The organism is Kitasatospora acidiphila (assembly GCF_006636205.1).
GTDB classification, from domain to species: Bacteria; Actinomycetota; Actinomycetes; order Streptomycetales; family Streptomycetaceae; genus Kitasatospora; species Kitasatospora acidiphila.
In genome coordinates, this window is record NZ_VIGB01000003.1 from 1 (window position 1) to 15550 (window position 15550).

Annotated in this window: 14 protein-coding genes and 3 pseudogenes; 9 read left to right on the plus strand and 8 right to left on the minus strand. The window is 71.5% G+C overall.

Annotated features, from left to right (window positions below; translation table 11 throughout):
- A partial coding sequence (locus E6W39_RS38960) for a hypothetical protein (protein ID WP_181799031.1) occupies window positions 1-1287 on the plus strand: 1287 nt, incomplete at its 5' end.
- Window positions 1288-1579: 292 nt separating this feature from the next.
- Window positions 1580-1906, plus strand: a complete 327-nt coding sequence (locus E6W39_RS01225; RefSeq protein ID WP_228717892.1) for a contact-dependent growth inhibition system immunity protein — start codon at window positions 1580-1582, stop codon at window positions 1904-1906.
- Window positions 1907-1969: 63 nt separating this feature from the next.
- Here the strand turns inward: E6W39_RS01225 and E6W39_RS40790 are convergent.
- Window positions 1970-2104: pseudogene (locus E6W39_RS40790) on the minus strand (IS5-like element ISFal3A family transposase); the annotation flags it as partial.
- Between the two features lie 221 nt (window positions 2105-2325).
- On the opposite strand from E6W39_RS40790, the gene E6W39_RS01230 reads away from it, so the two are divergent.
- Entirely contained in the window at window positions 2326-2511 is a 186-nt protein-coding gene (locus E6W39_RS01230; protein ID WP_141631846.1) for a hypothetical protein, read from the plus strand.
- 21 nt (window positions 2512-2532) lie between these two features.
- Entirely contained in the window at window positions 2533-3264 is a 732-nt protein-coding gene (locus E6W39_RS01235) for a dienelactone hydrolase family protein (RefSeq protein ID WP_228718595.1), read from the plus strand.
- 493 nt (window positions 3265-3757) lie between these two features.
- On the opposite strand, the pseudogene E6W39_RS43915 reads toward E6W39_RS01235, so the two are convergent.
- The 3 genes and pseudogenes from E6W39_RS43915 to E6W39_RS40800 form a co-directional block, all read right to left on the minus strand.
- Window positions 3758-4527, minus strand: a pseudogene (locus E6W39_RS43915) (rhomboid-like protein).
- 229 nt (window positions 4528-4756) lie between these two features.
- Entirely contained in the window at window positions 4757-5347 is a 591-nt protein-coding gene (locus tag E6W39_RS40795; protein ID WP_228717893.1) for a Fic family protein, read from the minus strand.
- The gene (locus E6W39_RS40800) at window positions 5299-6093 is read right to left on the minus strand and encodes a hypothetical protein (protein ID WP_228717894.1); all 795 of its coding nucleotides are present in this window, start codon (window positions 6091-6093) and stop codon (window positions 5299-5301) included. The genes E6W39_RS40795 and E6W39_RS40800 overlap by 49 nt, the downstream gene beginning before the upstream one ends.
- A 301-nt stretch (window positions 6094-6394) precedes the next feature.
- On the opposite strand from E6W39_RS40800, the gene E6W39_RS01250 reads away from it, so the two are divergent.
- Window positions 6395-7255, plus strand: coding sequence for an ADP-ribosylglycohydrolase family protein (locus E6W39_RS01250; protein ID WP_228718596.1), 861 nt, complete (start codon window positions 6395-6397; stop codon window positions 7253-7255).
- 89 nt (window positions 7256-7344) lie between these two features.
- Here E6W39_RS01250 and E6W39_RS01255 read toward each other — a convergent pair whose 3' ends face one another.
- From E6W39_RS01255 to E6W39_RS01265, 3 genes are all read right to left on the minus strand, one after another.
- The gene (locus E6W39_RS01255; protein ID WP_141631849.1) at window positions 7345-7707 is read right to left on the minus strand and encodes a winged helix-turn-helix domain-containing protein; all 363 of its coding nucleotides are present in this window, start codon (window positions 7705-7707) and stop codon (window positions 7345-7347) included.
- A complete protein-coding gene (locus tag E6W39_RS01260) occupies window positions 7704-8345 on the minus strand; it encodes a hypothetical protein (RefSeq protein ID WP_141631850.1) in 642 nt (213 codons plus the stop codon). The genes E6W39_RS01255 and E6W39_RS01260 overlap by 4 nt, the downstream gene beginning before the upstream one ends.
- A gap of 252 nt (window positions 8346-8597) precedes the next feature.
- On the minus strand, window positions 8598-9401 hold the full coding sequence (locus tag E6W39_RS01265; RefSeq protein ID WP_141631851.1) for an SDR family oxidoreductase: 804 nt from the start codon (window positions 9399-9401) through the stop codon (window positions 8598-8600).
- A gap of 437 nt (window positions 9402-9838) precedes the next feature.
- On the opposite strand from E6W39_RS01265, the pseudogene E6W39_RS01270 reads away from it, so the two are divergent.
- A pseudogene (locus E6W39_RS01270) lies at window positions 9839-10995 on the plus strand (alanine--tRNA ligase-related protein); the annotation flags it as partial.
- A 123-nt stretch (window positions 10996-11118) separates the two neighbouring features.
- On the opposite strand, the gene E6W39_RS01275 reads toward E6W39_RS01270, so the two are convergent.
- Window positions 11119-11601 carry a hypothetical protein gene (locus tag E6W39_RS01275; RefSeq protein ID WP_141631852.1) on the minus strand — a complete coding sequence of 161 codons (483 nt, stop codon included), beginning with the start codon at window positions 11599-11601 and terminating at the stop codon, window positions 11119-11121.
- A gap of 119 nt (window positions 11602-11720) precedes the next feature.
- On the opposite strand from E6W39_RS01275, the gene E6W39_RS01280 reads away from it, so the two are divergent.
- The 3 genes from E6W39_RS01280 (at window position 11721) to E6W39_RS01290 (ending at window position 15398) form a co-directional block, all read left to right on the plus strand.
- Window positions 11721-12467, plus strand: coding sequence for an SOS response-associated peptidase (locus tag E6W39_RS01280; protein WP_141631853.1), 747 nt, complete (start codon window positions 11721-11723; stop codon window positions 12465-12467).
- A gap of 386 nt (window positions 12468-12853) precedes the next feature.
- Window positions 12854-14002 (plus strand): hypothetical protein, encoded by a 1149-nt coding sequence (locus E6W39_RS01285; RefSeq protein ID WP_141631854.1) that lies wholly within the window; start codon window positions 12854-12856, stop codon window positions 14000-14002.
- Between the two features lie 271 nt (window positions 14003-14273).
- Window positions 14274-15398 (plus strand): beta-propeller fold lactonase family protein, encoded by a 1125-nt coding sequence (locus E6W39_RS01290; RefSeq protein WP_141631855.1) that lies wholly within the window; start codon window positions 14274-14276, stop codon window positions 15396-15398.
- The last annotated feature ends 152 nt before the right edge of the window (window positions 15399-15550 follow it).

Below are 15550 nucleotides of genomic sequence, written 5' to 3' on the forward strand. Positions count from 1 at the left end.
TCGGGGGCGGCGGTGGCGCCTGGGCGGCACACCACCGAGTTGCTGACCACGCTGTCCGAGGAGACCCGGCGGGAGATCGCGCTCACGCTGCAGTACCAGCGCACCGGGCTGCGCTGCTCGGACCTGGAGCGGAAGACCTCCGTCGCGCTCACCGAACTGCCGTGTGGCTGGCGGGCGGAGGATGTGCGCCAGTTGTTCCACCTGGCCCTGGAGGGCGTGGATCCGGACCACCCGACCCAGCGCTGGGACGCGGAGGCCGAGACTTGCCTGCTGCTGCCGCTTGCCGCGCTGCGGGCGCTGACGCCGAGCGAGCGACTGGGTTTCCAGCCGCAGCTGCGCACTGTGCTGACGGTGGTCAACGCCACCGACGATCCAGGGACCGCGCAGGACCGCGCCCGGATCACCGATGAACTCCGCTCGCTGCTGCCCCCACTGCCTGCCGACGTGGATGCCCTGCTGCCGTTCACCGACCCGTACGGCGCTGCGGTGCGCCTGCGCATGGGCAGCACGGTGTACCAGCCGCAGACGCACCGGCTGCTGGAGCTGTGCGCCCGTGCGACCGGGGTCCGCCCGTCATACGAATGGCTCGGCCAGGCCGGCGAGTTGCTCAGCTACCACACCGACCTGTGCGCCGCGCTGCGCGAGTTGCTGGCGGCCGCGGTGGTCGACGGCGCGGGCCCGGCCGCGTTCGGCATCTCCTCCGGGCAACTGCTCGGCGCACTGGCCTGGGCCGCATGCGTGTCGCAGGACGCCAAGGCGATCACCCAGCTCCGACTGGCCGCATCCGGCTACGCCCGCTGCGCCCTGGACGAACTCGACGCCGGCCCGGCCCACTTCCTTCGCGCCACCCTGGCCGCCCTCGCCGCGATGACCGGCGAGCCGGGGGCCGGCCAGCACCGGCGTCTGCTCGCCGACCCGAAACCGGCCCCGCTGCGGCTGGCCCGGCAAGCCCTGACGGAACTGCGGGACCTGCCGGCCGGCTTCGACCCGCACGCGCTCAAGATCCCGGCCGGACCGTACACGGCAGTCTTCGAGACCGCGCCCACCGGCCGAGTGGAGCTGGTCTTCCGCAACGAACACGGCAAGACCCTGGCCGGCGTGCCGACCCGCGTCCGCGAGCGCCACCCGGCCCGCTACGCCGCGCTCCGATCCCAACTGGCCGTCCTGCGCCGAGCGTCCGACCGCTACCTCGGCACGCTCAACGAGTACTGGGTCGCCGGGCAACCGGTGCCGGCGAGCCGCTGGCTGGCCGGCTTCCAGGGCCAGCCGCCCTCGTTCCGATGGTGACCGCCCTGGTCTGGCAGGCCGAGTTGCCGTCAGGAACCGTGCTCGGTACAGCCTTTCAGCCGCGCAACAGCTCCACCTGGCTACTGCGCGACCTGGAGCAGGGGTTGCACGAAATAGCCGACGACACACCGATCTCGCTCTGGCGCCGGGCGTTGGCGGGGCGGACCGCAAGCTGGCGGCGGCCTGGCGCACCGCGCTGGCCCGGCGGCGACTACGGGAGCAGGCGGTGCCCCAGCTGGCGATCGAGGACGGGACCTGATCGGACCATCAGACCGCATGGGACGATCGGTCGGTGACTCGACTCGTGAACCGTGACTGCTCCCTTGAGGAGCTTGAGCGCGACCGCTGGTCGACCCGGGCGGCCGGCGAAACCCGGCTGATGGCGACCGTGCGCGAGCTTCGGCGCAAACCGATCGGCGACCTGACGGTCGAGGACATGCGACTGCTCATCAAGCAGGACGTGGGCCTTGCCGATCTCCTGCCGCTGGCGGTGGAGGTCCTTCGGGTCGACCCACTGGCGGAAGGCGACATGTACGAGGCGATCTGCTGGCCGCCGTGCTCACCAGGGGTGCGGAGGTCTGGAGCGGATCCCCCGAACTCGGGTCGGAGGTCCGCTTGATCGTCTCGGAGTTGGCTGACGTGCCGCCTGCCCTGAAACGCGAGGTCGAGGGTTCCTTGGTCTGTACGAGAAGGTGCGCTCTACCGCCCACCGCTTGGGCTGGACCTGAAAGCCGCGCCGGCCGGGGTCCTTCCGGACGATCTCCAGGTCGCGGCCCAGGATCTGAGCGGCCCACTCGACCAGGCGGCCGGCGAAGCCCCGAGCGGCGAGCGGTCCGCGACGCCGCGCTGCGCGTGGTCGACGCAGGCACGGATCGCGGAGGCACTGCGCACCGCGGTGGAGTCGGCCCGTGAGGCCGGCAACCGGCCCGCAGCCCGCCGGCCGGCCAGGACAGGCGGTGCCGTTTGTCAGGTCCTGCTGGACGTACCGCATCTCCCGCCGCCGTCGGGGGGGCCGGCACCGACGACCCGGAGCCCGAGGTGCTGGCCACCGAGCTGCGGCCCGGCAGCGGCCAGGCCGTTTACTACCCGGCCTGGCCGCTCAACTCCCCAATACCGCTGGTCGGTCCGGTGCCGCCGCCGGAGACCGCCGAGCGGATTGCCGGGAGCGGCGTCTTCGCGCTGGGCCTCTGCGGCGAGCTGAACCACATCCTCCCGCCGACGTAGTGGCAGGCCGCAGAGCAGCGGCTGACCGAAGCGAAGGTGGCGCACGAGCCGGTCACCTACCCCGGCGCCCGCCACGGCATCACCTGCGCCGACCGGCCCGCCGACCACGACCCCGCCCGTGCCGAGGATGCCTGGCAGCGGGTGCACCGGGTGCTGGCCGAGCACCTGTGGCCCGCCGGCGCTCCAGCCCCGCGCGGGCGGGGACGTACACCGACCCACACCGGCGCGGGGCTGGAGCGCTGGACGGCCGGAAGCCTCGGGTTATCCGATGGGCATTCGCTGCTTCCGCCAGCGGACCTGGTGGAAGATCGGTTCGACGGCGACGACGCAGAACGCGTGCATGGGCTGGTCCGTGCCCCCGGGGTCGAAGAAGCCGACCATGTCGCCGAGGAAGCTTTCGCCGTGCCGATGGACGCGAGGGTCTTGGGCGACGCGGTCGCCGACGTCGGTGAGCCAGTCGCCCATCCAGAACGGAAGCTCAGCACGGGCGGTGATGACGATCGTCGCGGCGTGCTCGGCGAAGCGGGCGGGGTGGCGATCGGCTCGGCGACGGACGTCGTCGGGACGGTCGGGAGATCGTGCCGCTGGGGCGGTCACCCTCAAGGGTGCCGAGGCGCGGCGCATCCGGTGCCGCAGATCCGGCCAGTCGGAAGGCCGCAGTCCCGTGTCCTCACGGCCAGGAGCACAGGCAGCGGATGGATGTCGCCACCGGCGGAGGCCATCGGTTGGGCGCCCGGCGGGACCGGGAGGTGAATCGCGCTGTGCGAACTCGTCGCGGCGACGCGGAACAGAGCGCCGAGCCGAAGGAGATCGGCGCGGCTGGCGTTCAGATACCCGACTTGGTCGTTGGGCGGGTGGACGAAAGTGTTGCGGAGCATGGGACCGGCGCTCAGGATCCGGCAGAGCCCGGATCCCGAATCGGCAACATGATGGCTCGTCACCCGCAACCGCATCCGGCCGTCGCCAACCCCCATGCGCCAAGTACAACACGCGCGCCAGTGCCCTCAAACTCCTTTTGCGAACGGACCCGTCGGCACCGGAGCGAACCCACGAAGTCCGCCAACCGCAACTGCAAGAAGGGGACTTCACGTACCGACTCGTCCTCGTACCGGACCGATGCCGTCGGGTCGGACCTTCGCCGTCCCCGCCAAGGCAACCAGGCACGCAGAAGAGCCGGAGGCCGACGGGAAGCTGACGGCGGCCAGGGGCGCTGACAGCGGATCAGGCACACCAGGCCGGACCATGATCACGCACGCCCGCGCAGCCGACGCCAGAACGCCCGGGCCTCGGCCACCGGGTCCCACGGCCCGCCGCGGCCACGGGTGAGCGGGTAGCAGGCCAGGCCCAGCAGCGCGGCGGTGAAGTGGCCGACGCTGGTGAAGTCCCGGTTCTGCAGCATCGCGACGCCGTAGAACAGCAGCAAGCAAGTGACGTACGCGTACCGCCACGGCGCGGTGAGCAGGTAGGTGAGCACGCCCTCCGCACCGGCCAGCGCGTAGCTGACGCCGTAGTCCAGGGTGTACCGGGCGCTCTGCGGCGCGTGCCCGTGCTGGATCGCCCAGTACAGCACGCCCTCGCTGAGGTACGTCGCGCCGACGTGCGCGATGACGATCACGGCCAGCCAGCGGGCGGTGCCCAGTCGGCGCTCGACCGGGACGTGGACCAGGTTGTACAGCACGAAGTAGGAGAACCAGCCGCCCCCGCGATCCAGAACGCGCTGCTGATCAGCACCCGGACGGGTGACACCGCGAGGTAGTGCAGATTGGTCGAGCGCTGCTCCAGGATCCGGTCGGCGGTCTGCGGCGAGACGTGCCGCAGCACCACACTGTGCGCGAACAGCACGGCCAGCCAGATGTACGTGCCCGGGGCCCGGCGGATGTACGCCCAGCACCACCGGGCAACGCTGGCCCAGCGGGCGGCGCGGGCAGTCTGCATCCGCTCAGCTTGCCCCGCCGACCGCGTGTCCACGCCCGCCGGTGCGCCGAACGGGTGAGCCTGGGTATTGGCCGCATCCATCGTCAAGCAGGCTTACGGCGACGAGCGGGGCGCCCAGATGGAGGCGTCTCGCGCGCTCGGCGTCACCCGCATGCACACCCCGCCGGGCCGGCTCTGCGGGGCGGGCATGCGGGACAGGTCGGTCGGCCAAGGTGTCGTGGGGCTCTGCTGGTGGCTACCCGCCTGGGACGCCGCAGCCTGCACAGCGACAGTGCAGCACTGAAGCTGCGGAGGCGATGCACGTGGGCGGTCACTGAGCGGCGGCGCGGGAGTCCCGGAGATGGAACTCGATGGAGCGGTACAGGCTCAGCGCGTCCTGCGGCTCGTCGGCCCGGCAGGCGACCCGGCGGATCAGCACGACCGAGTCCAGCTTGACGCCCTCGCGGGCCAGCACGAACAGGAGGGTGAGGAAGGCGGCGCGGGCGTTGCCGTCATCGAACGGGTGGAAGAAGCAGACGTCCAAGTGGGCCCGGGCGGCCCGGGCGGCGAGAGGCAGCGGACCGGTTGCGGCCTGAGCCAGGCAGGCATCCAGGCGGGCGCGGGTGTCGGGGCCGATCCCGTAGCGCTCCGCGCCGCCTTTGGCGAAGGCGGGCAGGGTCCGCAGCGCCGGTACGTCGGGCGTGCCCAGCACGTGCTGCTGCCAGCGGCGCAGCAGCTCGAAGTCGAGTACGGCGCCGCGCGCGGCATCGGCCCGCACCAGCTCGAGGGCAGCGAGCAGGCCGGCGGCGCGCGCCGGGTCGATGGCGGCGTCGAAGGAGCGGATGTCCTCCGCCGCACCGTCGCGGGCGGCGGTCACCGGTCCCTGCTCGCCGCCGTCCGGCCACGGCACGTTCTCACGCACCGACAGCCAGCGCTCCAGGTGGTCCGGGAGCCCGGCCGGGCGGGTGGAGGCGACAGCAGCTCCGGTCGCAGGGCGCCGGCAAGGTGTTCGGCGACGTCGTCCACCAGGACGGTGTCCGGCCCGGTCCAGCTCCTGAACCGGCCGCCGACCGCCTGTTGCACCAGCCGCTCGGCGAGCACGGGGGCGACGCCCCAGTAGGTGAGGAACCAGCCGAGCACCTGCCGGCAGTGCCCGTACCAGCCGCTTTCGGCACCCGTGCGGTCGGACACCTGCAGGATCAGGTTACGGGCGGCACGCTCCCAGAGGATCCGGTCCTCGGCGAGGGTCGCCGGGTCCAGCGGGTAGACCTCGAACCACCCCGCCAAGCTCTCCAGCCACTCACGCCACTCGCACAGCCCCGCAACCACCGTGGCCAGGGTCTGCTCAGGGGTGGTGATCGAGTGCGAGCCGCAACACCAGCTGCCGACCGGCCCGCCGTCGAAGTCCCCCTCGCCGAGCGACCAACGCCACCCGGCCGCCCACCGACCGTAGTGCTCCATCAGGACCTGTGACATGGCGTCAGCCCAAGGCCTGGCCACCTCCCACGCCCAGTTGCGCTTGGTCGGATCGAAGGCGGGGTCCTCCCGAGACGGTACCCGTTGCGCCGGGCCGAGCGAGTGGACCACCTGCGCCGCCGCCGCGGGGTCGAAAGGGTGCCGGGCGGGATCCACTTCGTCCCAGGCCAGGTTCGAGGGGGCGAGCGTCATGAACACCGCGTCAGGGTGCCACAGGGACCGCAGGCACGAGCAATGCCTTTTTCCGTCGGGGCCGCAACCAGGCGGCGGACCGCCGCCGTCACCCGCAGCGCCCGATTCGCCGATGCTGCCGATAATCCAGGGACAGCAGACCCCGCGCCAGGCGAGAGTGTCGGGTTTGCCCGTTCACGTTGGGGCACCTGACGGAAAACAGCTGGTGGCTGCCCCGCCCGCACCCGCACAATCGGGCCGCAGGCCAACCCGACCCGGAGACTCCAATGCCCATCCCCGTCACTCCCCCGCGCTCGACAGTCTGCACGGGCTGGTCCTCGGCGACGCGTTCGGCGACCAGTGGCTCGCGCTGTCGGTCGACGAGGCGCAAGCGCGGTACGCCGCACGGGAGTTGTGCCCCGCGCCGTGGGGTTGGACCGACGACTCGGCGATGGCCCTGGTGCTGGTGCGCCACCTGGCCGAGTACGGGGAGGTCCACCAGGACGTGCTGGCCCGCGGGTTCGCTGCCGGGTACGCCGCCGACCCCGAGCGCGGGTACGGGCCGTCGATGCACCGGGTACTCCGTGCGATCGGAGAGGGCGGCGACTGGCGGGCCGTCACCTCGGAGCTGTTCGGCGGGCAGGGCTCGCACGGCAACGGGGCCGCGATGCGGGTAGCACCGCTGGGGGCTTGGCTCGCGGCCGACCTGGACCGGGTCGCCGAGCAGGCCCGGCTCTCGGCGGAGACCACGCACTTCCACGTGGAGGCGGCCGCCGGGGCCGTGGCCGTCGCGCTCGCGGCAGCCCTGGCAGCCCGGAGCCGAGGGACGGCGGCGCCCGAACGGCCCGACTTCCTGCTTCAAGTCGCCGAGTTGCTGCCGGACGGCGATGTGCGGTCCGGGTTGCGGATCGCCGCTCGGATGCCGGCCGGCACGAGCGTGCGGCACGCTGCCGCGGTACTCGGATCGGGCTACCGACTGTCAGCGCCGGACACCGTGCCGTTCGCGCTGTGGGCGGCGGCCGGGCATCTTGACGACCTGCCGGAGGCGATCTGGACCTGCCTCGGCGGCTGGGGCGACACCGACACCACCTGCGCGATCACCGCCGGGGTGGTCGCCGCCAGGACCGGGCTCGGCGGTGTGCCGGAGCACTGGCTGACGGCGCGTGAGACGTTTCCGGTCTGAAGTCGCAGGGAGCACACCGCGCCGCGCGGCGACAGGTCGTGGGGCAGGTAGTCCCCTTGGCAAAGAAGGTGCCGGTGCCAACGGGAACCTCAGCCAGGCGATGGATCGGCTGCGGAACCGGGGTTGACTCCCCCGTCATGTCCTTCAAATCCTTCGAGCTGGTGGATCAGGGTCCTGAGCGTCGTGATCTCGTCGTGCAGGGCCTTCTTGCCGGCCTTGGTCAGCTGGATCCAGGTGCGGGCGCGCTTGCCCTCGTAACCCTTGTCGATCGTGACCAGACCGGCCTTCTCCAGGACGCCGAGGTGCTGGGAGAGGTTGCCGGCGGTGAGACCGAGCGTGCTGCGCAGGAAGGTGAACTCCACCCGCCGGGCCTGCTTGGCCACCGCGAGGATGCCCAGGCGGACGCGCTGGTGCACGACATCGTCGAGGCTGCTGGTGGGGTGCTCGGTCATCCGGCCGACCGCCCCTGGGCCCGGTGCAGCAGACCGAGGACCACGCCGCCGAGCAGAAGCACGCCGCCTTGCAGCAGCAGGCTCGGGAGGAAGGCCCACGGTGACGGGTCAGGACGGACACCGGAGCCGAGCATGGTGAGCAGGTACCCGCAGGTGACGGCGAGAAGCGGCCAGCTGCGCTCGATCCGGGCGAGCAGCAGCAACGCCAGACCGATCGTGCCGGCCGGGCTCACCACGGTGTCGGCGAACAGGGAGAACGGCCCCGGCCCGTGCAGCTCGGCGACGAACCCCGGGTGGGCCGCCGTCCACGCCTCGTCGGCGGCCATGAGCAAGGCGAGGGCGATACCCAGCGCCAGGTACGGCTGGATCCGGGTACCCAGGCCAAGCCTGGCGGAACGACGGAGGTAGAACCAGCTGATCGCGACATAGGCGAGCAGCAGCGCCACCGGCCAGTACCACATCGCAGGGGGCAGGGAGTTGACGCAGATCCCTCCCAGGCCGCCGTGGGCCGTATCGCAGGGGCCCTGGCCGTATCGGACGATCGGTGCCGCGGCGAACCTCACGGCGGCGAAGACCAGGAGCGGGAACCAGGCGCCGCGTTGCTCACGGCGGACACGGTGGACCAGAGCCCCGGTCATTGCCAGGAGGTGCCGGGGGTCACTTGAGGACGGAACGGGTTGAGTCGCCATGAGGTCAAGGTTTGCATCACAAACCAGTTGTGTCCAGAGACTGGTCGGTGAAGTGCCCATAGGGGCAGGTGGGTTGTCCCGCAGTCCTCGCGTCGAGCGGCGTCCACTGGTGGGAGGTTGCGCGGGGGTTTTGGGCGGGCTTGGGTGAACGGGCCCTGGTGGCCATGCCCGCTGTCGGGGTGGCGTATGCGGGGTGGGGGTTCAGTGCTCCTGGGCCGTCGGGCGCACCAGGATTTCGTTGATCGCGGCGTGTGGGGGCTGGGTGACCATGAAGACGATGGAGCGGGCGATGTCCTCCGCCCGCAGCCAAAGCTCCTGCGCCATGCCGCGAGCCGAGGCAAGTCCGGGACCGGTTGCCATGTGCGTCGAGGTCAGCCCCGGTTCGATCACGCCGACCCGCACACCGCGCCGGGTCACCTCCTGGCGCAAGACCTCGCTGAACGCGCACACCGCGTGCTTCGTTGCCGAGTACACGCCGTTGCCGCGGCGCACCGCACGGCCGGCAGCCGAGCTGACGTTGACCAGGTCGGCGACCTTGCGGGGGCCGCCCGCCGCAGCACGCAGCAGATGCGGCAGCGCCGCCTGCGACAGGTGCAAGACAGCCGTCAGATTGAGGTCGACCATCCGGTCGACGTCCTCGGCGGCAACCTCCTCGACAGTCCCCATCGCGACGTAACCGGCGTTGTTCACCAGCACGTCCAGTCGCCCCAAGCGCTCGGCGACCTCCTCGACGACGGCCCGGGTTTGCACCCTGTCGCGCAGATCAGCGCTGATAACGGCGCACGAGCCTTCATGGCCCCGGATCGTGGCTGCCAGTTCCTCCAGCCGTTCGGTGCTGCGGGCCACCAGCGCCACTGCCGCCCCCTCCCGGGCCAGCGCCAGGGCAGTGGCGGCCCCGATGCCGCTGGACGCACCCGTCACCAGCGCGACGCACCCTGACAGCGCCGTGCCGCTTTCAGCTTCGGAGTTCCCCGCCCTTCCGGTGTTCGCACCCGCGAGATCCATGCTGCCAGCCTGCACCAGGCGACCCCGGACCGCCTGCCGGACAGCCGCCCGGGGCGGGGCGGTGATCTCGGCGACGGCGGCGAGTCGCCGATCGAGGAGGCGTCAACGGGCCGCGGCCAGGGCCTACTTGAAGGCTTCGCGGTGTGCGTGCAGGGTGGCCGGCCTAGCCGGGGACGGGTCGGCGACTGCCCGTAAATTGTGTGGCCCGGGGTGCGACTGTGGCGCTAGCCTCCCAGGCATGGACGTACTGGGCCGATACATCACCGCAGCCGCGCGAGCGACCAGCTCGCCGGTTGCCGCCGCCTGACGTACGTCATTCCCCGGCGACCGGAAACGGTCCGCCGGTGGTGGCTTCGAGGCGTTCCCTCCTCGGTTCCGTTGATCGCGTGGACTCTTGTCCGGTGCCCCCTGGCACACACGCGAAGGAGCCACCCCCCATGAACACCGACCAGCTCGTCCGCACCTTCATCGAGTACTTCGAGGAGCGCGGCCACCGCCGGATCACCGGCTCGACCCTGCTGCCCCGCCCGGCGACCCGGTGCTGTTCACCACCTCGGGCATGCACCCCCTCACGCCCTACCTGGAGGGGCGCCCGCACCCGCTCGGTAGGCGGCTGGTCAACGTGCAGCGCTGCCTGCGCACCACGGACCTCGACGAGGTCGGCGACCGCACCCACCTCACCGTCTTCGAGATGCTCGGCACCTGGTCGCTCGGCGACTACGAGGGCCCGCAGAGCCTCGACTGGGGCTACGGACTGCTCACCGACGGCTTCGGCATCGATCCCGGCCTGCTCCACGTCACCGTCTTCGGCGGAGACGACCAAGTCGGCCCGGACACCGCCTCCCTGGAGCTGTGGCAGGGCCACGGCGTCCCGGTCGAGCTCACCGTCGAGGACAACTGGTGGTCCAACGGACCGACCGGCCCGTGCGGCCCCGACTCGGAGATCTTCCTGTGGAGCGGCGACACCCCGCCGGAATCGACGCCCACGCGAGACGACCGCTGGGTCGAGGTGTGGAACCACGTGATGATGCGTCACCGGCGGCTCGACGACGGCTCGCTCGTCCCGCTCCCGCAACGCAACCTCGACACCGGCCTCGGCCTGGAACGGCTCTCCTCCCTGCTGCAGGGCCGGTCGTCGGTGTTCGACTGCGACGTCTTCGACCCCTGGCGCCGCCTCGTACCGACCCTGTGGCGGCTGGACGAACCGTCACTGCGCCTGGTCTGCGACCACCTGCGCTCGGCCATCGTCGTCCTCGGCGACGGTGTACGCCCGTCCAACACCGGGCGCGGCTACGTGCTGCGCCGCCTGGTGCGCCGGGTGCTCACCGTGCTCCGCCGGGACGACCCGCAACACGGCCTCGGGGACCTGCCGGACGAGCTGGTGCGGCACACCCTGGACCGCTTCCGACAGGACGTGGGCTCGGACGTGGTCCACCGGGTGCTGCTCGACGAGGAGCGCCGGTTCGACCGCCTCCTGGAGCGCGGCCGGCAGGTGCTGTCCCGTCCTCGATTCCGCGGCCCGCTCAGCGAGGACGACCTCCACTACCTCCACGACACCCACGGCCTGCCGCGCGACCTCGTCCTGAACCTGCGGTCACGGTGACGGGCCGTCCATTGACGGCTGGAGCGCGGTGCGGCCGTCCAGCGTCGCCTCCAGCGCGTGGGCGTACAGCCGCAGGCCGGCCCCTGGCGGAGACCGCAGTGCGCCCCGGCCGGGTCATACCGCCATCAGGCGCGCGATCCCGTGAAAGACCCGACCGGCCGAACGCGCCCGGTCCACCGCGCCCATGAACGCGTCGGCACCGATCCCCGGCGCCGGATCCGCAGGCATCGGTGCCCCAGTGGCTTGCGCCATGGTGCCGGGCGGGAGGAGGACGACCACGACGAGTTGCCGGCTCGCGGCCGCAGCCAGCCAGTCCGCGGACAGCAGGGGCGGCTCGGCCGTGGTCCAGCCGCGGTGCCCGCCCGCCAGCGCCAGCTCGACCAGCTGCTCCTCGCGCACCAGCACCGCCGCGCTGGTCGAGGGCGGATCACCCCCGGCCAGCTCGAAGCCGCTGCTCAGGGCATCATCGAGCAGCTCGCCGTAGCGCCGCTCCTCGATCTCCACGAACGCCTGCGCGAACGGCGACCCCTGCGTCGCCTCTCGCACCACGAACGCCCACAGCACCGCAACGGGCTCGCGCCCAGCATCCTCCGCCATGGTTCGTGCAACGAGCCACCGGCTCACCGGTGGCGGCCTGGCGCCGTCTGCCGTGCTTCCGATCACCGCAGGGCGGCCCGCACCTCCCGCCCGCACCGCGTAGATGGCAGGCTGGCGGCATGTGCGGTCGCTTCGTCTCCACCACCGGTCCCCAGGACCTGGCCACCCTGTTCGGTGCCTCCCGCTGGGACCCGGACGAGACCCTCGCCCCCAGTTGGAACGTGGCGCCCACCGACCCGGTGTGGGCGGTCATGGAGCGCCTCGACCGCGAAAGCGGCGAACTCGCCCATCAGCTGCGGCCGCTGCGCTGGGGCCTGGTGCCGTCCTGGGCCAAGGACCCCGGCGTGGGTGCACGGATGATCAACGCCCGGTCCGAGACCGTCCACGAGAAGCCCGCCTTCCGCAAGGCCTTCGCCACCCGTCGGTGCCTGCTGCCCGCCGACGGCTACTACGAGTGGGTCGCCATCCCGGCCGCCGACGGCAGGAAGGCCTACAAGCAGCCCTACTTCATCGCCCCGGCCAACGGGACCCTGATCGCGATGGCCGGTCTCTACGAGTTCTGGCGCGACCCCACCCGCCCCGACGACGACCCGCTCGCCTGGCTGACCACCACCACGGTCATCACCACCCGGGCCCGCGACGATGCCGGACGTGTCCACGACCGCATGCCGCTGGCGATCGCCGCCGAGGACTTCGACGCCTGGCTCGACCCCGACCACACCGACCCCGCCCAGCTGCGGCCCCTGCTCCACACCCCCGCCGACGGCCACCTGGCCATCCGCCCGGTCTCCACGGCGGTGAACAGCGTCCGCAACAACGGGCCCGAGCTCCTGGCCGAAGCCCCCGACGCTCCCCCGTTGGCCTGACCAAGGAAAGGACAAGGAAACCGAGCGGGGGGCCCGCACGGCACTGGCCGGGCTGCGCAAGCAGGCGGAGCCGGCCCACCGGCGGGCCGAGGAGGCCGAAAGCCGCCTGGCCGCGGCGCAGCAGTCGTCGGCGAAGCGCTCGTAGGCACGACGCAGTTTGGTCGGCGAGATCGGCTCGTTCGGTGGGGGTGTAGGCGAGGACGCCGTTGGTGTAGGCAAGGGCGCCGTTGGTATAGGCAAGGGCGTCGAACTGCCGCTGCTCAAGGCTTCCGCTTGACGGGAAGTACATTCAACATGCTTACTCCTCAAGTCAGTTGGAAACGTCTGAACGTGCCTGCGCGGTGCAAGCCCGCCGCCATCCCCAAGGAGAGCAGGAGAGCGCCACCATGAACAACAGGTACCTCTGCGTCGCTGTCCTCGCCGCTACGGCTCTCACCCTGGGTGCCGTCGGCGCCCCGGCCGACGCCGCACCCGGGCACGGCCGCCACGGGCAGCTCGCGGTGTGGACGTCCTCGCACACCATGACGATCTGGACCCCGCAGCTGTGGCAGACCCTGGCGCGCAACCACGTCGGCCTGTTCGTGCAGGTGAACGACGGGGACTACCGCCCCGACGCCGACACCTGGGCCACGGACATCATCGGCGAGGCCAACCGCCTGGCGTTGCCGGTCACCATTTGGACGGGCGGAAACGACACCACAAGCGCCCAGACCCAGGCCGAGGTCGACGCAATCCACGCCTGGCTCGACGCCGACCGGCTGCACGTCCAAGGCATCGTCATCGATGACGAGGGCACCGCGCAGACCATGGCCCTGGTCGGCAAGGCCATGGCCGGCGACCAGAGCGCCGAGCAGCAACTGCTGAGCGCCAACATCGATCCAGCCCAGCAGTGCCAGGCCGTCGCCGCCAACGAGGCCTTGATCAAGCGCGCCCACCGGGAGGGCCTCGCCCTCGACGAAACCGCGATGCCGCAGTCGCTGGACGATCTCGACGCGGGCACCCTGGCCCTGCAGGACACCCTCAACGCGACCAGCAACCCACCGGCGACCTGGGACGCCAACTACTTCCAGGCATACCGCTCCGACTTCAGTACCGACTTCGGCTCCGCCATCAGCCCCGGCCTGATCACCTCGTACTACGAGTCCGCACACCAACACCTCGGCGACGCAGGCGAATTGACCATCGGCGTCGCCGGCCTCGCCCCGTACGCCACACTGGCGCCGCTGGTGCACGACGTACGGCTGCTGGCGACGCTCGGCCAGAAGACCATTCCGGTCTTCTCGCTGGAACAGATCGTCGCGACCTACGGCCAGGGAGCCATCAACTCCCTGGCAGCGGCCGCGCACGAGCCACTGCCGACGGTCGACCAGCCCGATCCCGCCGACCTGCACGCCCGAGCCACGTATCAGCAGCTGGCCGAGGAGGTCGCCGCCCTCACCCCGCAGGTCACCCGAACCCGCGACGGAGTTCCCCAGCAGGCCAACAACTACCCGAACACGAGCTGCGCCCCGCAAGGCGGACCCAGCGAGGAATGAGGCGGCGCGCGGCGCGTCAATGGCGGCAGCGCCAGCAGCGCCCCAGTGGGCCATCGAACGCACGCCGGGCTGGATCGCGCAAAACCGCCGCCTCACCAGCGGATCCACCCGAGCCGGCGAGAACCGGTATACCGAGACCAGAGCGCCATCCGCAGGATGAAGCATCCTCTAACGAGAGTCTGACGTCCGGCCACATTCCAGGGTTGGCGCCCCGAACGCGCCATAGCCTGCGTGCAGGACGACTCCACCGGTTCTCGAAGGAGCAATCACCATGAACAGGCTCACCCGTATCGGCGTTGCCGTGGCTGCCGCGCTCGCAACGGCCGGTGTGTTCGCGCCCGCGGCCTCCGCCGCGGGCGCACCGGCGGCACGTCCCGTGTTCGTGCAGACGGACAACCCTGCCGGCAACCAGATCGTCGCCTACCACCGGGCCGGCGACGGGACGTTGGCGCAGGCAGCGGTGTACGCGACCGGCGGCCGGGGCGGCGTGCTGCAGGGAGCGGTCGCGGACCACACGGCATCGCAGGGGGCGTTGACGTATGACGCGGCGCACCGGCTGCTGTATGCGGTGAACGCCGGGAGTGACTCGGTGTCGGTCTTCTCCGTACAGGGCGAGACGTTGACACTCCATCAGATCGTGGCCTCGGGTGGCGTGTTCCCGGTCAGCGTTGCCGTGAACGGAGACCGGGTGTACGTGCTGAACGCGCTCGGCGGCGGGTCGGTCCAGGGGTACCGGCTGGTGCACGGGCACCTGATGACACAGGCCGGGTGGAACCGCGGGCTCGGGCTGGACCCGAACGCGACGCCGCAGTTCACCCACACGCCCGGGCAGATCGGGTTCCTGGCCGACGGCTCGCAGCTGGTGGTGACCACCAAGGCCAACGGGAGCAGCATCGCGGTGTTCGGGATCGACCGCTCGGGCGCACCGTCGCAGTCCCCCGTGGTGACCACCGTGCCCGGCGCGGTGCCGTTCGGGTTCGTACCGGACGGGCGGCACGGCCTGTTCCTGACCGAGGTTGGCACGAACTCCCTTGCCACGTACCGGATCGGTGCCGACGGGAAGGCCGTTCGGGAGGCCTCGGCGGACACCGGGCAGGCGGCGGTCTGCTGGGCGGTCCGGGTGGGCGATGTCATCTACACCTCGAACGCGGGCAGTTCGACGTTGACCGGCATCCGCACCGCCGACCACGGCCGGCACCTCACCGTCCTCGGCAACACGGCCACCGACCCGGGCACCGTGGACGCGGCTGCCTCTCCGGACGGCCACCTCTACGTACAGACCGGCGTGAAGGGGATCCTCGACGAGTTCACCGTCAACCACGACGGCTCACTCACCATGATCGGCTCGCAGACCGTCCCCGGCGGCGCGGGCGGCGAAGGCATCGCGGCACTCTGACCCACACCTCCAGCAGCTTCATCCACGACCACCGCGCCTACCGCGACAACCGCACCACCAGCAGCCACCGCCCGGCCCGGACTACCGGGCCGGGCGGTGGCTGCGTGCAGGACGCGGGAGACAGGCGAGCCCCATGGAGAGCGACGTGGAAG

Excerpts from the sequence above, each read along its gene's own strand:
- E6W39_RS40800 (WP_228717894.1), bottom strand. The coding sequence starts at position 6,093 with ATGACGCTCGCCCCCTCGAACCTGGCCTGGGACGAAGTGGATCCCGCC.
- E6W39_RS01255 (WP_141631849.1), bottom strand. The coding sequence starts at position 7,707 with ATGACCGAGCACCCCACCAGCAGCCTCGACGATGTCGTGCACCAGCGC.
- E6W39_RS01260 (WP_141631850.1), bottom strand. The coding sequence starts at position 8,345 with ATGACCGGGGCTCTGGTCCACCGTGTCCGCCGTGAGCAACGCGGCGCC.
- E6W39_RS01265 (WP_141631851.1), bottom strand. The coding sequence starts at position 9,401 with ATGGATCTCGCGGGTGCGAACACCGGAAGGGCGGGGAACTCCGAAGCT.
- E6W39_RS01275 (WP_141631852.1), bottom strand. The coding sequence starts at position 11,601 with ATGGCGGAGGATGCTGGGCGCGAGCCCGTTGCGGTGCTGTGGGCGTTC.
- E6W39_RS01280 (WP_141631853.1), top strand. The coding sequence starts at position 11,721 with ATGTGCGGTCGCTTCGTCTCCACCACCGGTCCCCAGGACCTGGCCACC.
- E6W39_RS01285 (WP_141631854.1), top strand. The coding sequence starts at position 12,854 with ATGAACAACAGGTACCTCTGCGTCGCTGTCCTCGCCGCTACGGCTCTC.
- E6W39_RS01290 (WP_141631855.1), top strand. The coding sequence starts at position 14,274 with ATGAACAGGCTCACCCGTATCGGCGTTGCCGTGGCTGCCGCGCTCGCA.